Source organism: Acinetobacter bereziniae LMG 1003 = CIP 70.12 (assembly GCF_000368925.1).
Taxonomy (GTDB): domain Bacteria; phylum Pseudomonadota; class Gammaproteobacteria; order Pseudomonadales; family Moraxellaceae; genus Acinetobacter; species Acinetobacter bereziniae.
The window spans coordinates 1200431-1221669 of sequence record NZ_KB849755.1 but is presented as its reverse complement, the minus strand read 5'-3'; the positions used below and the strand labels follow the sequence as shown (position 1 = coordinate 1221669).

17 protein-coding genes are annotated in these 21239 nt (G+C 39.1%); 7 read left to right on the top strand and 10 right to left on the bottom strand.

The window, feature by feature from the left end:
• Positions 1 to 603: 603 nt before the first annotated feature.
• Positions 604 to 3498, bottom strand: a complete 2895-nt coding sequence (locus F938_RS07680; RefSeq protein WP_005030780.1) for a valine--tRNA ligase — start codon at positions 3496 to 3498, stop codon at positions 604 to 606.
• 335 nt (positions 3499 to 3833) lie between these two features.
• Between F938_RS07680 and F938_RS07675 the strand changes: the two genes are divergently transcribed.
• The 3 genes from F938_RS07675 to F938_RS07665 all read left to right on the top strand — a co-directional run bounded on the left by F938_RS07675 (position 3834) and on the right by F938_RS07665 (position 6248).
• Positions 3834 to 4529, top strand: coding sequence for a hypothetical protein (locus tag F938_RS07675; RefSeq protein ID WP_005030778.1), 696 nt, complete (start codon positions 3834 to 3836; stop codon positions 4527 to 4529).
• A 79-nt stretch (positions 4530 to 4608) separates the two neighbouring features.
• Positions 4609 to 5406 (top strand): SDR family NAD(P)-dependent oxidoreductase, encoded by a 798-nt coding sequence (locus F938_RS07670; protein ID WP_005030776.1) that lies wholly within the window; start codon positions 4609 to 4611, stop codon positions 5404 to 5406.
• A gap of 86 nt (positions 5407 to 5492) precedes the next feature.
• Positions 5493 to 6248, top strand: coding sequence for a PA3715 family protein (locus F938_RS07665; protein ID WP_005030774.1), 756 nt, complete (start codon positions 5493 to 5495; stop codon positions 6246 to 6248).
• Between the two features lie 45 nt (positions 6249 to 6293).
• Here the strand turns inward: F938_RS07665 and F938_RS07660 are convergent, their stop codons facing one another.
• From F938_RS07660 to sdsA, 9 genes are all read right to left on the bottom strand, one after another.
• Positions 6294 to 7325 carry an agmatine deiminase family protein gene (locus tag F938_RS07660; RefSeq protein WP_010590973.1) on the bottom strand — a complete coding sequence of 344 codons (1032 nt, stop codon included), beginning with the start codon at positions 7323 to 7325 and terminating at the stop codon, positions 6294 to 6296.
• A gap of 166 nt (positions 7326 to 7491) precedes the next feature.
• On the bottom strand, positions 7492 to 7920 hold the full coding sequence (locus F938_RS07655; RefSeq protein ID WP_004828196.1) for a YbjQ family protein: 429 nt from the start codon (positions 7918 to 7920) through the stop codon (positions 7492 to 7494).
• 9 nt (positions 7921 to 7929) lie between these two features.
• On the bottom strand, positions 7930 to 8280 hold the full coding sequence (locus tag F938_RS07650) for a YbjQ family protein (RefSeq protein WP_004828198.1): 351 nt from the start codon (positions 8278 to 8280) through the stop codon (positions 7930 to 7932).
• A gap of 112 nt (positions 8281 to 8392) precedes the next feature.
• On the bottom strand, positions 8393 to 9847 hold the full coding sequence (gene adeK / locus F938_RS07645; RefSeq protein WP_004828201.1) for a multidrug efflux RND transporter AdeIJK outer membrane channel subunit AdeK: 1455 nt from the start codon (positions 9845 to 9847) through the stop codon (positions 8393 to 8395).
• Complete coding sequence (adeJ, locus tag F938_RS07640; RefSeq protein WP_005030770.1) at positions 9847 to 13026, bottom strand: multidrug efflux RND transporter permease subunit AdeJ; 3180 nt, start codon at positions 13024 to 13026, stop codon at positions 9847 to 9849. The genes adeK and adeJ overlap by 1 nt, the downstream gene beginning before the upstream one ends.
• Positions 13027 to 13038: 12 nt before the next feature.
• Positions 13039 to 14304, bottom strand: coding sequence for an efflux RND transporter periplasmic adaptor subunit (locus F938_RS07635; protein ID WP_004828204.1), 1266 nt, complete (start codon positions 14302 to 14304; stop codon positions 13039 to 13041).
• The gene (locus F938_RS07630) at positions 14304 to 14942 is read right to left on the bottom strand and encodes a phosphatase PAP2 family protein (RefSeq protein WP_004828206.1); all 639 of its coding nucleotides are present in this window, start codon (positions 14940 to 14942) and stop codon (positions 14304 to 14306) included. The genes F938_RS07635 and F938_RS07630 overlap by 1 nt, the downstream gene beginning before the upstream one ends.
• Before the next feature lie 158 nt (positions 14943 to 15100).
• Complete coding sequence (locus tag F938_RS07625) at positions 15101 to 17155, bottom strand: site-specific recombinase (protein ID WP_026040307.1); 2055 nt, start codon at positions 17153 to 17155, stop codon at positions 15101 to 15103.
• 15 nt (positions 17156 to 17170) lie between these two features.
• Positions 17171 to 18154 (bottom strand): All-trans-nonaprenyl-diphosphate synthase, encoded by a 984-nt coding sequence (gene sdsA, locus F938_RS07620; RefSeq protein ID WP_005030768.1) that lies wholly within the window; start codon positions 18152 to 18154, stop codon positions 17171 to 17173.
• Between the two features lie 419 nt (positions 18155 to 18573).
• Between sdsA and rplU the strand changes: the two genes are divergently transcribed.
• The 4 genes from rplU to F938_RS07600 all read left to right on the top strand — a co-directional run bounded on the left by rplU (position 18574) and on the right by F938_RS07600 (position 21156).
• Positions 18574 to 18885 carry a 50S ribosomal protein L21 gene (gene rplU / locus F938_RS07615; RefSeq protein WP_004828211.1) on the top strand — a complete coding sequence of 104 codons (312 nt, stop codon included), beginning with the start codon at positions 18574 to 18576 and terminating at the stop codon, positions 18883 to 18885.
• Between the two features lie 19 nt (positions 18886 to 18904).
• A complete protein-coding gene (rpmA, locus tag F938_RS07610; RefSeq protein WP_004828213.1) occupies positions 18905 to 19159 on the top strand; it encodes a 50S ribosomal protein L27 in 255 nt (84 codons plus the stop codon).
• 230 nt (positions 19160 to 19389) lie between these two features.
• On the top strand, positions 19390 to 20085 hold the full coding sequence (gene lolA / locus F938_RS07605) for an outer membrane lipoprotein periplasmic chaperone LolA (protein WP_004828215.1): 696 nt from the start codon (positions 19390 to 19392) through the stop codon (positions 20083 to 20085).
• 243 nt (positions 20086 to 20328) lie between these two features.
• Positions 20329 to 21156, top strand: a complete 828-nt coding sequence (locus F938_RS07600; protein ID WP_004828217.1) for an RsiV family protein — start codon at positions 20329 to 20331, stop codon at positions 21154 to 21156.
• The last annotated feature ends 83 nt before the right edge of the window (positions 21157 to 21239 follow it).

Genomic DNA, 21239 nt, shown 5'->3' with positions numbered 1-21239 from the left:
GAGGGTAATTCTTGAAAAAATTAGAGTGTATCAATTCGTTTTATTTTGCGAATTGATCTTTAAGTTAAATGGATATGAAATTGTTAAATTTTGGTTAAAAAAACATCATTGATCAAGTGTTGCTAAATCACTATTCATTATGAGTAAAATAAATTCTTCAAAATGATTACAAACCTTATTGTGCGTGTTACAGATTTCATAAATGCCTAATTCATTGCCATATTCATCTAGTTTGACGGCATAAGTAGTTATCCAGAGTAAGAATTCTGAAAATACAAAACAATTGGCATGAGGAAAGTTTTCAAGACCTTTTAAGTCTTTTGTCGGTTTAAATTCAGTTAAAGAAAAGAACGAATAGCCCTCATCACCAAAATTGGCTTCACCTGTACCATTGAATAAAATATTCTTTAAAAATTTGTGGAAGTTTAACCTCGTATTTTTGTTCGAATTTTATTATTTTTAACAGTGTCGCCGGCTGATTGATACGTAAATTTTGATTGATGAAATGTTGTTTTAATTTTTGAATAACCATGATTATTCTACTCAAAAAAGAAGGAAGCTTAATTAAGCTTCCTTCTTCTAAGATAAAATTACAAGTTTAAATTAAAGCGCCGCAATTTGTTCCATATTGGCTTTGATTTTCACCAATTGATCAGCAAACTCAGTGAGTTTGGCTTTTTCACCTTCAACAACTGCAGCAGGCGCTTTCGCCACAAAACCTTTATTGGCAAGTTTAGATGCAATCTGATCATGTTGCTTTTGCACTTTATCCAAGTCTTTTTGCAAACGCCCAAGTTCAGCTTTAGGATCAATCAAACCTTTCATTGGAACAAATACAGAAATACGACCCACAACAGAGGACGATGACAATGGCGGTTGTTCAGCATCTGTTAGGAAAGTAATACTTTCAACTTTAGCCAATGCTTTAAACAATGGTTCAATACGTGCAATCTGCGCTTTTTCGGCATCTGTTGTGTTTTGCAACAATACTGGCAATAAACGGGCATTACCTAAGCCCATTTCACCACGGATATTACGTACCGCACCAATCAAACCTTGTAATCCAAGCATGTCTGCTTCAGCCTGTTCGTTGATACGTTCAGGATTTGGTACAGGATATTGTGCCAACATGATGGTTTCGCCTCGGAGACCAATCATTGGTGCAAGTGTTTGCCAGATTTCTTCAGTCAAGAATGGCATGATTGGATGCGCAAGGCGTAAAGATGCTTCCATTACCGAAAGAAGAACACGACGAACTTCAGCTTTACGCTCAGTCGATATATTTTCATCATTCAGAACAGGCTTAGTCAGTTCTACATACCAGTCACAGTATTCATTCCAGATGAACTCATAAATCGCTTGTGCTGCCAAATCTAAACGATAGGTCGCAAACGCTTGTTGAACAGCAGCTTCTGCTTTTTGTAAACGGCTGACAATCCACTGTTCAGGAAGTTCCCAAAGATCTTGACGGACTTCCTGACCAATCGGCTGTTGTTCACAGTTCATCATCACGAAACGTGTTGCGTTCCAGATTTTGTTGGCAAAGTTACGGTAGCCCTCAACACGTTTCATATCGAACTTGATATCACGACCCGTATTGGCAAGTGCACAGAATGTGAAACGAACCGCATCTGTACCGTAAGCTTGGATACCTTCTGGGAATTCTTTACGAGTTGATTTTTCGATCTTGGCAGCTTGTTTAGGATTCATTAAACCTGTTGTACGTTTTTGTACTAAAGTTTCAAGATCTACACCATCAATCAAATCTAAAGGATCAAGTACGTTCCCCTTAGATTTAGACATTTTTTGACCTTCACCATCACGCACCAAACCGTGAACATACACAGTTTTAAATGGAACTTGTGGTGTACCATCTTCATTTTTCATGAAGTGCATGGTCATCATGATCATTCGGGCAACCCAGAAGAAAATGATGTCAAAACCTGTGACCAAAACATCTGTAGGATGGAACGTATTTAAGAAATAGTTTTCTTTATCTTTCGCTTCATCGCCGGTCCAGCCCAATGTTGAGAATGTCCAAAGCCCTGAAGAGAACCATGTATCGAGTACATCTTCATCTTGGTTTAATTCAATATCAGCCGCGATATTGTTTTTCGTACGAACTTCTTCTTCAGAACGACCAACATAAATGTTGCCTTCAGCATCATACCAAGCAGGAATACGGTGACCCCACCAGAGTTGACGTGAAATACACCAGTCTTGAATGTTGTTCATCCAAGCCATATACATGTTGCTGTATTGCTCTGGAACAAATTTGATTTCACCATCTTTTACTGCTTGGATTGCAGGTTCAGCCAAAGGTGCAATTTTTACATACCATTGGTCAGTTAAGAGAGGTTCAATGATTACGCCAGAACGATCACCACGAGGTGGCTTCAATGTATAAGGCTGAATTTGTTCTAACCAACCTTCCGCTTCAGCTTGCTCAACTAACTTTTTACGCGCAGCAAAACGTTCTAAACCGACATAGTCTGCTGGTGCAGGAATCGTTTTAGAAATCGCTTCACCTGCTTTGGCAATATATTCAAACTCAGCCAAAATTTCGGCATTTTTGTTGAAAATATTGATGATTGCGAGTTCACAGCGTTTACCCACTTCATAGTCATTGAAGTCGTGTGCAGGGGTGATTTTTACACAGCCTGTACCGAATTCTTTGTCCACATATTCATCTTTAACAATCGCAACCGCACGACCTGTGATAGGTAAAATGATATTTTTACCGACAAGATGCGCATAACGTTCATCATCTGGTGCAACAGCAACGGCAGTATCACCAAGTAAAGTTTCTGGACGTGTTGTTGCAACGACGATGTAATTTTTACCATCTTGAGTTCGTAATGATTGATCTTCTAAGAAATATTTGAAGTGCCACAATGAACCTTGTTCTTCCTTATCAGATTCAACCTCTAAATCAGAAAGCGCAGTTTGTAGTTTTGGATCCCAGTTAACAAGGCGTTTTCCACGATAAATCAAGCCTTGCTCATGCAGTTTTACAAATACTTCTTTAACTGCATTTGAAAGACCATCATCCATGGTAAAGCGTTCACGTGACCAGTCTACAGATGAACCAAGACGGCGAATTTGACGGGTAATTGTTCCGCCAGATTGTTCTTTCCATTCCCAGATTTTATCAATGAATTTCTCACGACCTAGGTCATGACGGCTGATGTCTTGGGCAGCCAATTGACGTTCAACCACCATCTGCGTCGCAATACCTGCATGGTCAGTACCTGGTTGCCAAAGGGTATTTTTACCAGACATACGGTTATAACGTGTCAAAGCATCCATGATGGCATTGTTAAAACCATGACCCATGTGCAAGCTACCTGTGACGTTCGGTGGCGGAATCATGATGCAGAATGAGTCGCCTTTACGAGAAGGTTGGAAATAACCTTTCTCTTCCCAAGTCTTGTACCATTTTTTCTCGATCTCGGTAGGATCGTAGGTCGTAGCAATGTTTTGCGCTGAATCAGTCATAGTAAAAACAGATCAAAAGTAAGTAAAAAATTGCATTCATTGTAGCAAATATTCTTCAGGAATGTTGAATCCTGTTGTGGAGTATTTACGTTGAATAAATTAAATATGAATAATCTTAGTTTTGATTGAATTTTTTGCTAAAAAATATGACAAATGTTGGAAAATAAAAGTTTTTAACTCGGTCACATTTACAAATGTTTTTTTAGATTATTGATTTATTGACATTATTTTATTGAGTTGCGATGTCGGTGAGAGTATTTAAAGACAATGCAACATTTATATGGTTTTGTTAAGATCAAATCTAGTCGGATAAAACAACAACAGGGCGTAGTGCAATGCAATATAAAATTGATTTATTAATCAAACAACACACTTATCAAGAGTTGAAAAGTATTACTCAAAATTTAAATAATGGGGAAAAGCGGGATTTGGCAAAACAATTGGGCAATGTGTTTACGGATATGTCTTGCCAAGTATTAGATCAAGTTTTTGGAGCTTTACTCGAAGAACAGCGTAATAACCCAACATTAGATGCAACTGGTCAAAAAAAGCTGAAAGAGGCTGAACAAATTTTTTCTCAAATCGAAGGGGCTTTTAAAAAATATATGCCTTGGTCGATTTCCTTTTTTAGTAATGATCGTTTAAAACCAGTAGCAAATCATATTCTTAAAAAATTTGAGGATTCAGAGGCTAGCGAGGTGGTAATGTATTACCAATTAGATCGCCATCTTGGAGAAGAAGCGAGCAGTAATATCCAAAAAGTGATTGCTGGTGACACGCATGCTTTACCAGCAACCTTAAAAAATTTAGTTAAAATTATTGATCTAGGCGTATCTGAGTTTATCCGTGATCCTAAGACATTGTTAAAATTTAATTTTGTCGTTGATAAGACTTTAAATGGAGTAATCAATATGATCACCAGTACGGGGTATAAGCGCTTAGAAAAAGTAGGTGAGGAATATAATCCAAGTCACCCTGAAAAAGCTCAACATTATGCGAAACATTTTAGTAAGTTTTTGGTTGAGGCTTAAAGTCTAAATAAAGATGTCTGATTGATTTGACCTGCCTCGTGGTCTAATATTTATTTGTCCTATTCAAGAGCGTATTTACATGGAAAGTTTAGATGGAAAGGTGGTTTGGATTACGGGTGCATCATCAGGTATTGGTAAAGCTTTAGCTGCGGAATGTGCATTGCAGGGTGCGCAGGTGATCTTAAGTGCAAGACGTTTGGAAGAGCTGGAAAAAGTTCGTGTGAGTTTGCTTCACCCTGATCATCATCTTTCCGTAGTAATGGATATTACTGATGAAGCACAAGTTCGTCATGCTTATGAACAGGTCCTTGATCAAAAAGGGTGTATAGATTTGTTGATCAATAATGCCGGTTTAAGTCAAAGAGCATTGATTACAGAAACCAGTATGCAGACCGAACGTGCAATCATGGAAATTGATTATTTTTCACAAGTTTTTTTGACTAAATTGGTATTACCTACATTTATTGCTCAAAAATCAGGACGAATTGCTTATGTCTCAAGTGTTGCTGGGCTGTTAGGAACACAATATCGTGCAACATACTCCGCGGCAAAGGCGGCTATTCATATGTGGGCAAACAGTCTACGGGCTGAAGTGGCGCAGGATGGGGTAAAAGTTTCGGTGATTTTCCCTGGTTTTGTGAAAACCAACGTTTCATTTAATGCTTTAAATGGGGCAGGTAAGCCACAAGCACATCAAGATGAAGCAATTGAAAATGGCTTGGAAGCTGATGATTTTGCAAAGCAAACTGTTTCAGCACTTTTAAATGGTCAAGAATATATTGTAGTCGGTGGAGCTAAAGAAAAGTTGGGGGTGTGGGTATCTCGCTTGTCTCCTAAAACTTTGTATAAGATGATCCGCAAGATGAAAGTGAAGTAATTGAAGCTACTTTATTTAAATACATCTAGTAGCAATTGATCTATCTATAAATATCTGTCCATACACTTATGTTATATGAGATACGCATGCAAAAAATTATATTTAAAATAAGTGGCTTATCTTTTGTTTTAAGTGGCGCTGCTTATGCTGGTCTGTGTGATGATCATCAAGTGGTCAACAAGGTCTTGAAACAAGCCAAAATTACGAAGGCTGAACAGTCATTGATTCACTGTAAATCTGACCCTGTTGATGATTCAACGATGATTATGGCTTATGCTCAGTGGATTTCTGTTAAAGATCGTCCAGAAGAAGGTGAATATTATTTGGATTTAATCAAGTTTAAGCCTGAAAACTTAAAGGTTGTAGATCATTATCGTGTTACTGAACCTATGGTTTCTGATGCAATTAGTTTGGATTCAATTGAGTTGGATACAGCAAATTATAAAGTCACTGAATCAAATCGTGCATTGGGATTGAGATTGAATTATTCAGGGCATTCACAGCCCAATCCATTTTCCATGCAACTTTTAAATTTATATGATCTGCAAAATAAAAAGCAAATTTTGGACAGTTTGATTGTCACCCGAGATCGTGCAGAAACAGATATGGATTGTAATGCGGATGCAGAAGAGCGTACTTCTACGCTAGTGATGCAGAAAAATCAAACCAAAAAATATACCGACATTCTGGTCAATAGCAAAATTAAACGTTATCAGATGCAAATAGTCGCTGAGGAATGCCAAGAGGTGAATCATCAATTCAACCAACAACGTTTCACATTAAAATTTGATGGCAATCAATATCAAATTCCTCAAAGTTATAAAGATGAATATCAATATTAACAACAAGGTAGATCTTAGTTTATGGTCTGTAGTCTTGGTTAAGCGTTAAGGTGCTTTGATTAAAAATTTAGACATCAATTCCGCATTTTTTCCTCTCAACTGCCATGACATACACCGAACACCACCACCCATTTTGCAGACTTGAGCGGATTGCACAGGAATAACGGTTCGTTTGGTCAGTCGGCGAATCTGTTGCAGTGCAACAGCATCCTGTTTGATCCCAAATTGTGGAAAATAAATCCGTTCAGGAGTTACCAGCATATTGGTATATAAGCCACAAGCGGAACCAAATTTTTCATCGTAAATTTGGCTGCCATCATAAGGCGTCACAATCTCATGAATCTTGATATTGGGAATACCTCGTTGCAAATCTGCTTTGAGTTGTTTCGAATAGTCAAGATCTTCTGGATATGCGTTGATGACAACTGTTTCTTTTTCGATAAAGCTGACTACTCCATCTGCATGTTCTAAGCCACCTTGTTCATCTGCTTCAATAAATGCAATATGTTTTGCACCCGTCAGTTGAATGAGTTTTTGCCGTGCAGCAGTTTCAGATAAATGATTATCAGATAAAAATTTAGTGCTGATCACCACATTCCCATAACCATCTTCAACCCAATTACCGCCATCGTTCAGTAATGGAGTTTGGATAAATTGCAGTCCTGCTTTTTGACTATATGCTTTAAAGTCTGCTTGAACATCATCGGAAATGGCTTGAGCTTTTTTGCCTCCACCTTGTCCTGCTGCTGTATAACGAAAAAGAATAGGTTGATTGGGATTAGCACTACTAAAATCACGCATCCAAATATCTTGCATTGGCGCTATAGCAACATGCTGTTTTCCCAAAGCTTTGACATAATTTGGATAAAGCTGTTGATCGGTTAAAATTACAACATTATCACCATGTTGAATAATTTTTTTCGCATAATCGACATGAAAATCAAAAATGTCATCGATGACTTTTGAATAATATTTATCATGGCTTTGTGGTGAGGCAAGTACAATTAATTCTGCTTTTATGCTCAATGGAAGCATGGTGATCAATCCTATGCTAAGTTGCAGTGCTAAATTTTTCATTAAGCCAAGCCTATGTGCATCATTAAAAAGTTGTAGTTTTTTTACGACCAAATCTAGGATATAACAGTTGAATCAATCCTGAGATTATCATGATCTGGCTGGCTGAAGTAAATCAAGATCATTCATTTATGAAAACGAATGATCGATGTTTAAACACATACAATTATTATGTTGCCGTACCATAAGCAAACACTTCAACCATGCCACCTTGCATGCCGAGCTCGGTTGTACTTAAACGTAAGCCCATAATATGGGTTGATCCTACATTCTCAGCTTCTTGTTTTAAACGTACAATTGCTTCGCGCCGTGCACGATCAACTACAGTTTCATAAGTGGTTAAACGTCCACCAAAAAAATTCTGAATTTGTGCAATGATGTATTTAAAGTAATCATGAGAAATGACCACATTACTACTGATCAATTGCCCTTGACGTTCAGAAGTCTGAAACTTATTGGTATCAATACGAATATGCGCAAGGCGTTGTTCTTTTTCCGCCAATTCCTTTAGATGCTTTTGTTCAATGAATCGCCCGAAGCCCCATCCAATAAAAAACAGAACCAGTGTTAATCCGATTTTAAAAATTAAACCATCAATTTACGTTGCCTAATTTGAAAATGGGTCGGGAAGTTGTGTTTGCTTTGGCTCAACAATTACTGCTGTACCATAAACAAAAAGTTCTGATGCCCCTTGTGCAATATTTGAGGTGGAAAAACGAATCCCCACAATAGCATTGGCACCCAAAGCTTGTGCTTTTTCAATCATTCGATTCATGGCTTCTTGGCGCGATTCTTCTAATAATTCGGTATAGCCTTTCAGTTCACCGCCCACAATATTTTTTAAACCAGCCATCAAATCACGACCGACATGCTTGCTTCGAACAGTACTTCCGTAAACCACATCAAGTTGTTGCTTAATATTGTGGGCAGGAACAGTTTCCAAATTGCTTAATTTCATTGTTTTTCAATATTCAATAATGATGATTTGTTTCCAACATAGAAAATTCTGCTTCAAAATGCAATAAAAAAAAGCCCACCGAAGTGAGCTTTTATGATCAATTTGATTTTACTTACTTTTTATCGTTTGGATGGTATTTCAATTCAGACGAAGAAGCAGGCTGTGCAATTTGATCTGAAGTATTGGCTTTCAGACCACCACCTAAGGTTTTATACACTTCAATTTGATTGTTTAAATTGGCTTGTTCTAAAAGTAACAAACCTTGTTCAGCAGAATATGAAGTACGTTGCGCATCTAATACCGATAAGAAACTGTCAATACCTGCACGGAAGCGGGCATTTGAAAGTTTATAGGTCGTATTGGTCGCATCAACCAAACGTTTCTGTGCAGATAGACGATCACCAATATTTTGACGTGTCGCTAAAGCATCATTCACTTCACGGAAAGCAGATTGAACAGATTTTTCATAATCAGACAACGCAATTTGTTGATCTGTTTCTGAAATTTTAATGTTCGCTTTACGAGTACCCCAATCCCATAGTGGAATATCAAGGCTAGGACCTAAAGACCATACGAATGAGCCAGATTTAAACAAATCACTTAAATCCGTCGACGCATAACCCGCAGAACCCGTCAAGCTAATGGTTGGGAATAAACGTGCTTTAGCAGCACCAATATTCGCACCCGCAGCTGAAAGTTTATATTCTGCTGCTTTAACATCAGGACGGTTGTTCAACAAGTCACTTGGCAAGCCAGCAGCAAATGCTGAATTTGTGGTAATACGTGTTACACGTTGTTTAGGCAGCAAATTATCAGGAACTGTTTGTCCAACAAGTAAGTTCAACAAGTTTTGAGCTTGAGCAATTTGTGTCTTATAGTTCGCAACATCATTACGAGCAGTTTCAACGGAGATCTGTGCCTGACGAACAGGAACTTCACTGTCAATACCCACATCAAAACGTTTTTTGTTGAGATTGTAAGAATCGAGTTGCGCTTTGAGTGTTTGGTCAGCCAGTTTAAGTTGTGCTGTCGCAAAAGAATAATTTAACCAAGCCTGTGCAACTTGACCTATTAAGCTGATTTGCGTTGCATCACGTGCACTTGCAGTCGATAGATAAGTATCTAGTGCATTGTCTTTTAAACTTTTTACACGACCCCAAAAGTCCAACTCATAAGAAGTTACACCTAGACCAACGTTATAACGTGTCTGAGCACCCATGCCTTGGTCTTGACGTAAAACACCGCCACTTGCACCAATCGTAGGTAACTGATTGTTTTCAGTGATTTGATAAGCTTGTTGTGCACGTTGAATATTCAATGTTGCTGTACGTAAATCACGGTTGTTGGCTAAAGCAAGATCGAGCACTTGAAGCAAGCGTTGATCTGCAAAAAACTCTTTATAGCCTTGTGAAGCAATGGACGTACCCGTGCCATTATCAATATAACTCGTAGGTATGTTCGCTTGAGCTACCGGTTCTGGGCCACGCATGCTTTGACAAGCTGTCAAAGCAAGCGCAAGTGCAGATACCGCAATGCTACGACCTGAAATAGACCATACGTTTTGCATCACGATTTATGCTCCTGAATATTTTGATTTTTAGGTTTGTACTTAAAGATACTACGAATCCATACGAAGAATACAGGAATAAAGAAGATACCTAAAAGTGTTGAACTAATCACACCACCCAATACACCATATCCGACTGAGTGTTGGCTACCAGCGCCTGCACCTGTTGACAGAGCAAGAGGGAGTACACCGAAACCAAACGCCAAAGTTGTCATAATGATTGGACGTAAACGCATTTTTGCAGCATGCAATGTAGCTTCAAACAGCTCTTCGCCTTTTTCTTGCAACTCTTTCGCAAATTCTACAATCAAAATCGCATTCTTCGCAGACAAACCGATGACTGCAATGAGTGCCACTTGGAAGTAAATGTTATTGGAAAGATTTGGATCACCTTTAATGATCATACCGAAATATGTCAATAACACCGCACCCAATACACCTAATGGAACCACAAGTAATACTGAGAATGGAATCGACCAGCTTTCATAGAGTGCTGCAAGACACAAGAATACAATCAATAAAGAGAGCGCATACAAGAATGGTGCTTGAGCGCCAGACTCACGTTCTTCTAATGATAAACCTGTCCATTCATAGTCATAACCTGACAAGCCCATAGATGGTAATTTGGCAATGATTTCTTCCATTGCTGCCATCGCATCACCAGAGCTGACACCAGGGGCAGGCGTACCTTGAATGTTGACAGAGGCAACACCATTGTAACGTTCTAGACGAGGTGAACCATAAGTCCATTTACCTGTTGCAAAAGCAGAGAATGGAACCATTTCACCTTTGCTATTACGCACATACCATTTGTTTAAGTCCTCAGGCATCATACGAGCATTCGCATCACCTTGGACATAAACTTTCTTCACACGACCACGGTCAACGAAGTCATTGATATAAGAGCCACCCCAAGCCATACTCATGGTTGAGTTGATATCAGCAATGCTTACACCCATCGCACCTGCTTGCGCTTGGTCGATTGTGATTTGATACTGAGGCGTATCTTCTTGACCATTTGGTCGTACACCGACAAGACGTTTGTCTTGTGACGCCATGCCTAAGATCGCATTACGAGCAGCAATCAGTTTGTCATGACCTTGACCACCTGGATCTTTTAACTGCAAGTTAAAACCAGCAGTTACACCTAATTCAGGCATTGCAGGCAATTGCAGTGGCATAACATATGATGCATCTTTGATGATCATGTTGAGTGCCATACCACGTTGAATGACTGCACCAATCTGTTGTTCAGGTGTTGTACGTTCTTCCCAATCTTTCAAACGAATGAAAGCAAGCCCCGCATTTTGACCGACCCCTGTGAAGGAGAAACCAGCCACACTAAATACAGATTTAACCGAATCTTTTTCTTTATTTAAGAAATAGTTGGTCATGGTATCAATGGTTTTACCAGTACGATCCAAAGTCGCATTTGGTGGTAATTGTACCAAGGTCATTACAATACCCTGATCTTCTTCAGGTAAGAATGAAGACGGCATTTTGATAAATACAGTAACCAATACACCAACGACAACAGCATAAATAATTCCTGAGAATATTTTATGGTGAGTCATGCGGTTTACACCATTTTGGTATTTTTCCGCAGTACGATCAAAAGCATTGTTAAACCAACGGAAGAAACGTGCAAAGATGTTATTGCTTTGTTCTTTGTTTGGATCATGCTGTTTCAAAATAGTCGCACACAGTGCAGGCGTAAATGTTAAAGCAACAATTAATGAAAGCACCATCGCAGTCACGAGCGTGATCGAGAATTGTCGATAAATTACACCTGTTGTACCCCCAAAGAATGCCATTGGAACGAATACAGCAGTCAATACTGAGGTAATACCTACCAATGCACCAGAAATCTGTTTCATTGAAAGTTCTGTGGCAGAGACTGGATCTAAATGATCTTCCTGCATGACCCGTTCAACGTTTTCGACCACAACGATGGCATCATCCACCAAAAGACCAATCGCCAGAACCATCGCAAACATGGTCAGTGTATTGATTGAGAATCCAAATAGATTGATGATGGCAAAGGTACCCAACACAACCACTGGAACAGCCATTGTTGGAATAATCGTTGCACGCCAGTTCTGTAAGAACAAGAACATGACAAAGAATACAAGAATAACTGCTTCGATTAAGGTATGAACCACACTTTCAATCGACAGTTGAATAAATGGCGTTGTATCAAATGCCAATTCATCTTTCATGCCAGCAGGGTAGTTCTTACGTAAATCAACTAAACGCGCTTCAACTGCTTTCGCTGTATCTAATGCATTGGCACCTGTCGCAAGTTTAATTGCAACACCGCCAGCAGGTTTACCATTGTACTTCGAGTCAAACTGATAGTTGTCCGCACCTAATTCAACACGAGCAACATCACCTAAACGTACTTGAGCACCGTCACTGGTGTTTTTCAAGAAGATGTTTTTAAACTGTTCAGGTGTGGTCAACATACTTTGCGCATTAACCGTTGCGTTCAGCACTTGCCCGTCAACAGATGGCGCACCACCTAATTGACCTACAGCAACCTGTGAGTTTTGTGCACGAATTGCTGCTGCAACATCACTCGGTGTAAGCCCTAAACTGGTTAATTTTGCAGGATCAAGCCAAATACGCATCGCATATGAACCACCAAACACTTGCACTTCACCCACACCCGCCACACGGCTTAATGGTTCTGAAATGTTTGAGTTTACATAGTCCTTAATGTCATTTGCAGAAAGGCTGTCTTCTGTAGAATAGAATGCAAGTACCTGTAAGAAACTTGCACCCGACTTAGTCACTTTCACACCTTGACGTTGTACATCTTCAGGCAAAAGCGCAGTTGCTGACTGTAATTTGTTTTGTACTTGAACTTGGGCGATATCTGGATCGACACCTTGTTCAAAGTTTAATTGGATTGAAGCTTGACCGTTACCCGCACTGTTAGATGAGATGTAACGTAAGCCATCCAAACCATTCATTTGTTGTTCGATAATCTGTGTAACTGTATTCTCAACAGTTTCAGCAGATGCACCTGGATATGTCGCAGAAATGGTGACAGTCGGTGGTGCAATCGTCGGATATTGTGCAATGGGCATTTTTGTCAGCGTGAGTACACCCGCTAACATAATGACTAATGCAATTACCCATGCAAAAATCGGACGATGAATAAAGAATTGAGCCATTCAGTCTACCCCTTAAGCATGTGAAGTAGATTTTTGTTCACTGTTTTTTTCTTGCTGAGCCGCAGGTTGAGCAGCTGTTGCTGGTTTAGGCGCAGCTTGTCCAGGTTGAGCTTCAGCTTGTGGTTGATAAGGTTTAGCAACCACTTCCTGTTCAGGTTTAACTTTCGCGATACCATCAACAATGACTTTATCACCTGTATTTAAACCTTGAGTGACGATCCAATCTTTGCCATGAACACCTGCAGTTGTGATTGGACGACTTTCAACAGCACCTTTTGCATTGACAATCATTGCAATGGCTTGACCTGTTGGCGTACGTGTAATCGCAGCTTGCGGAACCAAGTAAGCATTTGGAATCACACCCTGTACGATTTGCGCGTTGGCAAACATACCTGGCAATAACAAGTGATTCGGATTTGAGAAAACAGCACGTAGGGTCACCGAACCTGTTTCTGGGTTTACACTTGCGTCAGAAAATGCCAGATTTCCTTCGACAGGGTAGTAACTACCATCTTCAAGTTTTAAGCGTACTTTTGTGTTGTTACTGCGATCAATGCTACCTTGACTCAACTGTTGACGTAGACGTAACAACTCAGCACTTGATTGGCTGATGTCTACGTAAATTGGATCAAGTTGTTGAATTGTCACTAAAGCATTTGCCTGATTGGCTGTGACTAAAGCACCTGCAGTAACAGATGAACGACCTGATTGACCAGAAATAGGCGAACGAACAGTTGAATAGCCTAGGTCAATTTGTGCATTTTTAACAGTCGCATTTGAAGCAGCAATATCTGCTTCTGCAAGTTTTATTTGAGCAAGTAAGTCATCATATTCTTGTTTAGACACGGCGTTAATGCCAACAAGTTGGCGATAACGATTTGCTTTCACTTGTAATGAATTTAAATTAGCTTGCTGACGTACTAAAGCTGCTTTTGCATTGTCTAAGTTTGCACGGTTAACTCTCGAATCAATCTCGTAAAGAGGTTGACCTTCACGAACAAAACTACCTTCTGTAAACAAACGTTTTAAAATCACACCACTTGTTTGCGGACGAACTTCAGATATTTGATATGCTGAAGTACGACCAGAAAGTTCTACAGTTTGTTCAACGCTTTGTGGTTGAGCAACAATGACACCAACTTCAGTCGGCGGCATTTTTTGGGCAGCACCACCAGCTTCTTGTGCTGATTTAGGATCTTTGCTGCAACCTACAAGTGCAATACTTGTTGCGAGAGCACAAGCAGTAAGGGCAGGAGCCCAAAGCTTTGCCGACATCATTATTCCACCTCGTTTAGATTCTTATCTAAAAATAATTTGTTCTGACTTAACGTTTCTGGTGTCAATATGAACCATAAAATAGCAGCCCATATGAAACCTATACCCCATCCAGTGAGTACATCAGTTGGGAAATGTGCTCCCAGATAAATTCTAGAGACCCCCATGCTTAGAAACCATAAAAAGCCCCCCAAGCCAATCCATTTAACGTGGTGATGCTTTTGAAATATAAACATAATCGAACAACATACAATAGCAGCATAAATACTGTGAGCACTGGGAAATGAAGCACCATAGGTTTGCACCATCTGGTAGATTTCATCAGGTCGTGGGCGATTGACTAGATATTTAATTATCCAACCAATCGCTGAAGCACCAAGTAACCCAATACTGATCATCAGTATGTTTGCATACTGTTTTAGGCGTATGAAATATACATTACATAGCCCTGCAATCACGATCATTGACGGTAAGCCGCCTAGATAGGATAGGCTAAGCGCAATACCATTTAAAAAATCTAAACGGTGTGAACTCATCCATACAACACTTGATAAATCAAATAGTTGTACTTGGTTTATGGTTAAACCAATACTCCCAATAAGTAAACTTATACAGCCAATAAGGAGCAATACATAAGGCATAAAATGACCTAGAGTATAAAAACATGTACGTTAAGTTTATTTAATGCACTGAAGTGTACTCGCCAGTACACTTTTTTTCAAGTGAGTAAAATTAGGTAATTTATACTAATTTCTTTTTGTAAAATATTTGACATTTTGCACAAAAAATAACAAAAAGTTTAGTGATTTAGTTTGTTTTGTGGTGTTGCTTCGTCTTCAAGCTGTAACGGTTGTTTCGGTGGCCAGAAAAAATCAATTGGGCGCGTTGAAAAATGGGTAAATATAAGTTTTGCCAAAGGTTTCCATTGGGAAAAGCGCACTTGCCTTGCTCTGAGTGCAACGATAATCGTTAAAGTAAAACTTACAAATAAGTTGGTTAAACCGATACATAAAACACCCAGAAAAGAAACGATAATCAAACCGATATCTGGAGAGCCATTAATCGTCATTAAACCTTGAATAAAGTTTGCAGATGCAAAAGCAATATGGCGAATATCTAAAGGTAAACCCAAGATAAAACCAATGGTTCCCATACTTCCAAGCATGATACCAAAGAGGAAATTACCTGCCAGCGCACCCAAATTGCGTTCAACATAATCCGCAAATTTATTGAGTCGTTCCTGTCCTAAAAATTTCTTCCATTTGGTGTGAGCTTTCAGGCGTGGTCCGACCTTGCGATAAACCGACATATTGTCGAAATATCCAGCAATTAATCCTGATAAAAACAAACAAACACCGGCAATTGCTGCATGTGGAATGGCAAGTGAGGTAAACGGATTCAAGCTATGCAGTAAAGTCGTGGCTTTGGCATGTGTGAGCAAAGGTTCATCCATTGCCAATTGCCATAAATAGGTGATGAGTGCAGCTGTTGGTATTGCAATCGAAATATTGCCTAAAATCGCAATAAACTGAGTGCGAATAATATTAATAATCAGACCTGCAAGTTCTGCAATTTGTGCCGTTTTTGATCCTTTTTGATGCTGTACTGTCGAGGCAAGTGCTGCAGCAGTCATTGCTGGTTGTTTGGTGGCAACCGTAAAGTGTAAAACATGAATCAGAATAAAACCCAGTGAATAATTCATGCTATACAGAAAAGCATGCATAAAAGGCGCGAGCACTAAACGTGCAGAGAGGATTTTAAGGGTTGCCATTGTGGCAATGATCACACCAGCACCTGCTGCTGCTTGATACATACCCAAGAAGCCTTTTTTATCAGTACTTACGTAATGTTCACCTGTTTTGCTGGCATTTTCTGTAACTTGTAGAGCAATCAATTCACTATTGGTTTTGAGTAAATCACGAACACTCGTTTCACTATAATGCGCATCAACCAAGTCAGTCAGTAGTTCTCCACACAATGCATAACGAATCTGATCATCTTCTACCAAGAGATTCAATAACAGTTCTATACGATCCAAACATTGTTCAAGCAGTGACAATAAATAGGTCAAACTTAGACTGACACCAATTCGCTTAATTGCTCGACGAACCTTGAACACCACATCACGACACTGTTCAATCATCACCAAGGCTTGATCTGCATCTGGTGGAACAGTGACCGCATACTGATCCTGATCGCGGTGTTGTTTTTTATAAGCTTCTATAAACTCAACGATTTCACGGTTTTGGACTAAAAATGGAGATTCATATTCCTGTAATTCAGGATAAGCATTGATAAACTCAGGATATAAACCAATACCACTAATACGGTAGGAGAGTACGGTAATCGCTTTAATAATATCGCGTTTAATACCAAGTTTATCATTGCTATAACGATGCCCTTGATTAAGAAGTTGAAATAACTGTTTCCAATGCGCTGAATCAATATTTTCAAGCCAATATTTATCACTGCGTTGATAAAAAACCTTACCGACTAAATCTTTTAGTTCTGTTTCATCAGGTAATAAAGGAAGAAAGTGAGCACCAATACGTTGCCCAAGCTGATTCCAGAAACCATCTAAGGATAATATGCCACTGTCCGCATATAGCCCGGCTTGTTTGTAATGATTGACTAGCTTGAGTAAGTAACCTTGAAATGCTGAAGATGCATTAGGCGTAATGAGTAGAGATTGAATTAATGAATTGAATTTATTTTCAATTTCTTCTAGGTTACGTGTGTCATTGGGTCTGATCCGTTTGACTAGCTCGATTAAAATATCAGGATTTGGAACAACTTTGGGATCATCAAGTTGTTCCTGCATAAGGAGAAAAAGATCATTAAAATGTATATGCATAGGCCTTGTTAAATTCTATTGAATGCGATGTAAGGCAAGTTGCGCCAAGTTATACAATGCTTGACGGTATTTAGATTCAGGTAAATGACTCAGTGCTTGGATCGCAGCTTGTGTTTCTTCATTTGCACGGCGACTACAATAATCTAAAGCACCAGAAGTTTGAACGATTTGAATCACACTTTCTAAATCTGCTGTCCCGCCAGTTGCAATACTCTTACGAATAATTTCGTGTTCTTCGCCTTGTGTATTCGCTAAAGCAGAGATTAAAGGTAAAGTTGGTTTTCCTTCCATCAAATCATCACCAATATTTTTACCTAATGTTTCAGCGTCAGAGGTATAGTCTAAAATATCATCGATGATTTGGAAGGCATTGCCAAAATGTCCAGCAAAAAGACGGAGTGGCTCACGATATTGAGGTTGACCAGCAAGAATAGCAGCGCCTTCTGTTGCTAATTCAAATAAACGTGAAGTTTTACCGTGAATAATATCTAAATATGTTTGTTCTGTGGTTTCAGGTTGATGTTGTGCCTGAAGTTGTAAAACTTCACCTTCAGCAATTTCACAGGTTCCTGTCGAAAAATCTTTTAACAACACCATATTGTCCAGATCAACCAGCAAGTCAAATGCACGTGAAATCAGGAAGTCACCTACTAAAACTGCCGTTTGGTTATTCCATGTTGCGTTTGCAGTTGGACGACCACGACGCAAACCTGACTCATCAACGACATCATCGTGAACCAATGTTGCCGTGTGCAACATTTCAATAATGGCAGCCAGTTTACGGTAGGGCTCCATTTGCGTGTCTGTTGCACCGCAAGCTTTTGCTGCAAGTAAACACATAATGGGGCGCATACGTTTTCCGCCAGCTTCAACCACATGCTTACTGACCGCCATCACCAAAGCAACTTTTGAGGTAATACCTTCATTAATAAACTTGTCCATCGCAGCAAAGTCTGTTGCAACAGGAGCGAGAATATCTTGCTTAAAGTCGATGGTCATCGGGTGGGAGCCTCATGCAAATGCGTTATAAGTCGTTAGTGTAACAATGAATATGTCTGAATGTTGCTTTTGGAAGCAGACATCGTGCCTGAATCTTAATGATTTGTTCTTTAATTGTCCAAAAAAGCATAAAACATTAAATATTCTGCACGTTGTTGTTTTGAGCTACATAGTAGCGGATTTGTTTTAAAAATCTATTTCAATTTAATAAAAAAATTCACATATTCAAGGGCTAAACCTTAAAAAAAAGTGATTATTGCGATTAATTTGTAGGCAATGTTAATATTTCATGAAAATGACTTGTTGTTTAATTCATTATCACTTAAAATCTTTGCCCTTGTATAACCCCCAGTGGCGTTCGTTTTAAGATCGATATATTCCTTTATCGGCACGACGACACGGGCAAGTTGGAGTACGTTATGTACGCAGTAATCCAAAGCGGTGGTAAACAGCACCGTGTTGTTGAGGGTGAAACCCTTAAAGTTGAATTGTTGAAAGCTGAAACAGGCGCAACGATTACATTTGATGATGTATTAATGGTTGTGAATGGCGAAAGCATTCAAATCGGTGCTCCAGTTGTAGCTGGCGCAAAAGTAACTGCAGAAGTGGTTGGTCACGGTCGTCATGACAAAATCCGTATTATTAAAATGCGTCGTCGTAAGCACTACCGTAAGCAACAAGGTCACCGTCAATGGTTTACCGAGTTGAAAATTACTGCGATCGCAGGTTAATCACTAGGAGTATAGAGACATGGCAACTAAAAAAGCCGGTGGTTCGACTAAAAACGGTCGTGATTCGAACCCTAAAATGTTAGGTGTTAAAATGTACGGTGGTCAAGCTGTGACTGCTGGTAACATTATCGTTCGTCAACGTGGTACAGAATTCCACGCTGGTGCAAACGTAGGTATGGGTCGTGACCATACTTTATTTGCTACTGCTGACGGCGTAATCAAATTTGAAGTGAAAGGTCAATTTGGCCGTCGCTATGTATCTGTTGAAGTGTAAGCTTTAATGGTTCGAAAAAGCCCGCTTAATTGCGGGCTTTTTTATGTTCAATTGTTGCTTAAAATTAAATTTATTCTTCATCATGATGAATAGTTTTCTACATATTGCACTAATAACAATACAAAACTTCTTATTTTCTCAATTATTACTGACATGATTTAGTTTAAGATAGGTCATCTAAATAACATCCTGCATGCAGTTTTATATGCAGACATAGTAAAGGTGAACATATGAATATGCTTCGTAAAACGATGGGTGCAGTAGCCGTAGGTGCAGCTCTGCTTGCGCCAGTCATGAGCACAACAGTTTTTGCAGCGACTGCTGCGTCGGAGCAACAAGCGACAGCAAACCTTGTCAAACAGCTCAGTGGCGTAAAAAGCTTTACTGCTAATTTTGAACAAACCACCAAAGCAACACAAGCGGGTAAAGCTGTACAGAAAAAAGGCTTAACTGCCCAGCATATGAACCAGACCTTTAAAGGGACGATGAAAGTCGAGCGCCCAGGAAAGTTCTATTGGGAAACGACAACGCCTGCAAAACAGACGATCGTGACTGCTGGACGTACTGTATGGATTTATGATCCTGATCTACAACAAGCCGTTAGACAGAGCTTAGATGAGCAAGTGGCAAATACGCCTGCATTGTTATTAAGTGGAAATACCCAGCAGATTCAAAAAGCGTATCGAATCACTCAGCCAGATGCAGGTAAAACCTATTACACGCTTTATCCTAAGCAAAAAGATGGGGCTTTCCAAAGCTTAACGATAAGTTTTGGGGCTAAAAATGCACCGACACTGATGATCTTGCAAGATTCATTGGGGCAAACCACTACTGTACGTTTTAACAACGTCAATGTGAATGCTGCAATTCCTGCTTCAACTTTTAATTTTGTGCCTCCTAAGGGGACAGATATTATTGATCAATAAGCAATTTTTTTGCAACAAGAAGCAACCTTTGGGTTGCTTTTTTATTTATTCATGCGTAAACAAAGTCAAAATAAATAAGCTGTGATGCTCTTTGTAAAGTGAGACCTTAGAAATATATGAGCTTTATCTAAGTTGGATTGAGATCAAAAAAATAAAGCGATTTTTCGAGTAAAATGTGGGTCATTAACAATTATGAATATTAATTTGAAATTTCTAGTTTTATGATAAAAGAAATCTCTAATTATGCTTTATAACATGGTAATGCAAGTGAATTTAAAAACAGGATTGGTTGTATCAGCACTATTTTCAGTCTTACTGATCGCTACAGGTTGTCAAGAAAAGCCTGCTCCTCAGGCAGAGCAAACTGGGACAAGCACTGCAAAATCGACGCAAATTCCATTGATCCAAGCAAAAGTTCAACGTGTTGATGGTATTAAAAAGCAGTTCTGTGATGAAGAGGGCTGTACTCAATACGATTTGCAGACTGTAAAAAGCAATGTACCTTGGATTGATGAGTATTTTCTAAATCGAATTAAAAAAGATGTACCTGGTGCGTTTGAGAAAGACCAAGGTCATGCTTCAGCCGAAAGCGAAGCGCAGACATCTCCAAAAGGGCTCAATCAAAATTCAATTTATGTTCGTTTTATCTCTCAACAAAATAATTTAGCCACTTTTGTGATTCAAACCTATACCTATGCAGCAGGAGCTGCGCATGGAATGTATCATAATGAATATGTGACCTTTGATTTAAGCACACAAAAGCGCTTGGCACTTACCGATATTTTAAAACCGAATGTCGAAGCCAAAGTTGCAGAGCAACTTTATGATGCTAACTCTAATTGGTTGATTCAAAAAGATATTACGCGTGATAAGTTGCAATTGAGCGATAATTATTATTACGGTGTAAATGGAATTGTCTTTGTTTATCCATTGTATGAATTAACCTCTTATGCAGAAGGCATGCCAGAGTTAAAACTACCGTATCAAACGGCGAAAGATTTGATTAAACCCGAATACTTACCAAGTTTACCTCAGGTTGAAGCAGAGACAGATAAACCAGCAACATCATAAATATGTTGTAAAATCATACAATTCACAATGCTAACACGCTCTGTCACTGTATTTTTTGCAGTGAAGAGCTTACACTATAGCCA